General features: G+C 58.0%; 3 protein-coding genes. All 3 read right to left on the reverse strand.

Going from position 1 to position 4,754, the window contains the following annotated elements:
* Positions 1-58 precede the first annotated feature (58 nt).
* Entirely contained in the window at positions 59-1,303 is a 1,245-nt protein-coding gene (locus tag PSR62_RS08925) for a hypothetical protein (protein WP_274407426.1), read from the reverse strand.
* Between the two features lie 681 nt (positions 1,304-1,984).
* The gene (gene fliM / locus PSR62_RS08930) at positions 1,985-3,286 is read right to left on the reverse strand and encodes a flagellar motor switch protein FliM (protein ID WP_274407427.1); all 1,302 of its coding nucleotides are present in this window, start codon (positions 3,284-3,286) and stop codon (positions 1,985-1,987) included.
* Positions 3,287-3,293: 7 nt separating this feature from the next.
* Positions 3,294-4,598, reverse strand: a complete 1,305-nt coding sequence (locus tag PSR62_RS08935) for a glutamate-5-semialdehyde dehydrogenase (RefSeq protein WP_274407428.1) — start codon at positions 4,596-4,598, stop codon at positions 3,294-3,296.
* Positions 4,599-4,754 lie beyond the last annotated feature (156 nt).

Below are 4,754 nucleotides of genomic sequence, written 5' to 3' on the forward strand. Positions count from 1 at the left end.
AATCGTATTTCTCAGTGTGAAAACGTCAGTGCGGAAAGCTTCGTGGCAGCAGAGTGCTTTATTTTAACAAGCGGGCACCCAACCACTCGACGCGATGTCCCAATGCATCTGCAATGGTTTGAGGCGACGTGGTCGAGTCCGCATCAGGTTGGGTGATGCGGAGTGTGAGTCGGCGAGCATCTTCCAGGGGCAAGATCAGACCGTGTGGTTTGCGGTCTTGGATGTCCAAGGACCAGACCGTGCGGTCGTCCATCAGCACCGACACTTTCAATGGGGCGAACTGGTCAACATCGGATGCGACGCGGACGGCGGCAACCAATTTTTGATAGCCCTCCGGAATGCGAACGACGTGATCCGATGACAGGACCGTTGTCAGATTCTTCGAGTGGGTTTCTGTCGCGAACCAAGTTGACGCCAGGTCTTCTCCCACGAGTGCGTTCAGTGATTCGAGCTGGCTTTGCTGGGCAACCTCAGCGTCGCTGAGGTAGAGGATTCCACCCGACAACCGAATGTCCAGCAACTGTTCGACAGGAATCGAATGTGTGATCCCTTCCCCCAGGTCCAACTGCAACGACCGCTCGGTGGGATTCCAGTTGGCTTGTTCGGCCATCCAAAGTGATCCCCATTGGTCGCGGACTCGGAGTGGTTTCTCGGATTCCCGATCGCTGGTCGTGGAGAAGATCACGCCTTCCAATTTGTTCAGGGGGGCGTCGACAACATTGCCGCTGAGGTCAAACGACACGGAGTCGCGTTTGATCTCCAGGATCGTGCCTTCAATGGCGTCCAAGGCGTCGCCGTCGCGGCGAATGACCAAGCGGTCGCGTCGCTGGGGTTCTTCGACCAGAGCGAGCCAGTTGACGTCGGTCGTGGCGGAAGGGGCTCGGAATCGAACGGACTGCACCGCTCGAATGGAAACGTTGAACGATGGCTGCCCGACCGAGCGAATCAGCAGGTCTTCCTCTTTCATGGAGGTTGCGGCGGAGGCGATCTCGGATCCGCCACGAAGCACGACGCGGGTGGGCGGGCTGGTTCGAGCGGAGCCTTCCAATTGGATCTGTGAAACCTCGGTCAACTCCCACTGCTTGGATTGGCCGTCGGACAAAGTCACCGACAGGGTGGAACCCGTCAGGTTGCTCAGGTGTCCTGAGTACGAGTCGCTCTCGAGGGTTTCGAGCTGGATCAGGGGGCCGGAATCGGTCCCGGCGGAGGTGTCCTGGCTGAATCCTGCCGTTTTTGGCAACACAACGACCAGAATCGCGAAGAGTGCGGCAGGGGAGATCAGATTGCGGATCGAGCGTGTCATAGGAACCGGCTTGGGCGTAAAAATCCATTCTTCGATCGTCGGTGTGACGTCTCTACAGGATAACCGTCTTCCCAGAGGCGAAGCAGGGGAAACCGTTACTTTCACGTCGCAGGTGTGTTCGTATGTCCACTGGCTGGGGCGAGTTGAGCGGTCGTTCTTCTCGAAAACTTGGTCCATTTCGATCCTTGTCCGATCGAGTGGGCAGCGCTAGGATGGTTGCAGCTTGAGCAGTCGTGTGAAGCTTGCGTGAAATGAGTTTGCGTTGCAGCGGAGTTGTGGTTACTATTCCCCCTATCAAACGGATTTAACCAGCCCAGTGGCTGGAAGTAGAAAGGTTAACCATGTCCATTCGATTCAACCAATCTTGCCCGACCTGCGGCCGGCGAATTGACATTCGCGCATCGTTACTCGGATGTACCGTTGCCTGTCAGCATTGCGGTGCTGAGTTCACGGCTTGCATCAGCGATACGGCTCAGAATCACGAGTGCTCCGACGAGCTGCTTGATCGTGTGGAGGCTGCGCTTCGGCGTGCGGAGTCCGCCGCAACGAAGAGCGGACTGACGCCTCCGCCGATCGTCTATCCCTCCGGGCACAACTGACAATCAGAGTTGCTGGGCGGTTGCCTGGTGAACCTGCCTCGGTGCTCGTGATTTCGGGACCCTGGTCACGATTGCTTGGGGGTCACTTCGTCCTGGATACCGATTTGTTCACCGGTTTGCTGCCGGGCCTGGGTTTGGGCGGCACGGCGGGGTTGCTGGGTGCCACTTCCAAAGCCTCTTCAGCTTCTGCCTCGGGGGTTTCAGCTTCGGAAGTCAATGGCGAGTCGTCGTCCAGTTCCTGTTCAGGATCGATTTCGTCGGCTTCCCGAGATTTGGGTTCGATCGTGGCTTGGATCTGGGCCGCCTTCTTGCCTTTGTAGGCACCCGCGATGGCGGAAAACTTAGGGACGTCTTGGACGGACAGTTCCAACGGGGAGTTGGCGGCTTGTTCGGTCGTGATGATGTCGCCAACGGACAAATCCAGGAGGTCGCTGGTGCGAATTTTGGACCTTGCCAGGGTGACCACCACATCCACCGGAGCCGCATCGATGCTGTCTGCAATTTTTCGGCGGGATTGGGGGGTCGGGTTGGTTTTTCCGTAGCCCACCCAGCCGTTCCGCGACAGTTTCGCGTTGTACTTTTCGATCGAATTGAAGGGAATGCAGAGGTTCATCATCCCTCGGTTTTTACCAAGCAACACTTCAAATCCGACCAAGATGGCGACTTCATTGGGAGGCACGATTTGTGCCAGTTGCGGGTTGCTTTCGGTGGTGTGGATCGAGGGTTCGAGGTGAATCACATTTTGCCAGGCGGGGACAATTTGTTCCAAGAACAAATCGACGACGCGGCACATCAAGCGAGTTTCGATTTCGGTCAGTGGTCGACGGATGGTTTCCCCCGGAACGGGGTCGCCACCGAGCATCCGGTCAATGATCGAGTAGGCGAGTCCAGGCGCAATGTCGAGAACCCAGTGGCCTTCCAGTGGCAGCGGCTTGATCACGTTGAAGCAGCTTGGATTGTCGAGACTGAAGACAAATTCGCTGTAGGTCAGTTGGTCAACGCTCAGCAATTTGACCTCAATCATGGTCCGAAGCAGACCGGAGATGGAGGCTCCAAAATTACGAGCAATCGACTCGTGAAGCGAATGCATCGCCCGCATCTGGTCTTTGCCGACGCGTTCGGGGCGTTTGAAGTCGTAGGCCGTCACTCGCGAGCCGGTTGGCACCCCGGGTGAGTAGGGCTTGGAATCGGCGGGATGGGCGGCACCGACGGTGGGAGCGGAGGAACCAACGCTGGTCTCGTCGCCTGCCTGGGTTTGAGCCGACGGATCAGCTGAGTCCTTCTTTTCGGTGGGTGCGCCGGAACCTTCCTCGTCCAAATTGGCCGTTTCCATGGCCTTCAGAAGATTCTCGACTTGATTTTGACTCAGTGATTCGTTGGACATCGTGTCCTCAGCCTCTTATGTGACCGTTCCCACGTACGATGTACTTGTAGCTGGTCAGTTCCCGCAACCCGCATGGGCCCCTGGCGTGAAACTTATCGGTAGAAATTCCGATTTCCGCACCCAAGCCGAACATTCCGCCGTCATTGAACCGAGTGCTGGCGTTGACCATCACAGCGGAACTGTCCACCAAGGCGGTGAATCGCTCGGCGGCGGCCAGTTGATTGGTGACAATCGCGTCGGTGTGTCCCGACCCGTAGTGGTTGATATGTTCGGCGGCTTGGTCGACCGAATCGACGACGGCGATGCTGATTTGAGGGCCCAGGAATTCGGCACCGAAGTCAGCTTCGGTCGCGGGAATTCCCCCGGGCACGTAGGGGGCTGCACGTTCGTCGACGCGCATTTCGATTCCACGCCCGGCCAGGCGTTTTGCGATTGCCGGGAGTGCTTTGGCGGCAATCGATGGATGAATCAGGAGTGATTCGCAGGCGTTGCAGACGCCCATTCGTTGACACTTTGCGTTCTCAATGATGTCGACGGCCATCTCGACGTCTGCGGATTCATCGACGTAGACGTGGCAATTTCCGTCGTAGTGCTTGATCACCGGCATGGTGGCTTCGGCGGCGACACGACGAATCAAATTTTCGCCCCCACGCGGGATCGTGACATCGATGAAATCGGCTTGCTGAAGAAAATGCCCGACAGCAGCTCGGTCGGTGGTTCCAACCAACTGGACCGCATCGTCTGGAATGCCGACTCGGCGTCCCACTTCGTGCAGCACGTCCATGATCGCACGGCTGCTGTGCGCGGCTTCTTTGCCCCCGCGAAGGATCACCGCATTGCCGCTTTTGACACAGATTCCTGCGGCATCGGCGGTCACGTTGGGGCGACTTTCATAAATGAAGAACACGACGCCCAAGGGCACGCGACGTTTTTCGATTCGCATTCCGCCTGGCCGTGCAAAGCCCTCCAGGACTTCGCCAATCGGGTCGTTCAGAGCTGCGATTTCACGCAGGCCGGTGGCGATCCCGGCGATTCGTTCCGCGTCCAACCGCAAACGATCGATGCCCGCGTCGGTCAGCCCGTACTGGGACGCGTTTCCGAGATCCAACTGGTTGGCCGCGATGATCGCATCGGTGGCGTCCACCAGGGCGTCCGCGGACTCGAGGAGCCATTGATCCTTGATGTTGGTGTCCAGAGTCCCAAGCAAGCGGGAGGCCGCTTTGGCGCGACGGGCAATGTCAACGCACTGCGCCTCAAGATCGTCGGAGTGGGGGGCATCGGGTTGGGTGTCGGTCGTGGAAGCGGTCGACATGGGAACCTATGGATTCAGGTGGCGATCATGAGAATCGTGATACGAAAACCGGCTGAGATCAGGGGAATCCCAATCTCAGCCGGTCGTTTTGATTGTCTGGCATTGGCTCGTCGAGGTCAACGTCAACGAGTTTGCCGAGGTCTTCGAGACGCTGTC

Origin of the sequence: Rhodopirellula sp. P2 (assembly GCF_028768465.1) — a bacterium.
Taxonomy (GTDB): Bacteria; Planctomycetota; Planctomycetia; order Pirellulales; family Pirellulaceae; genus Rhodopirellula.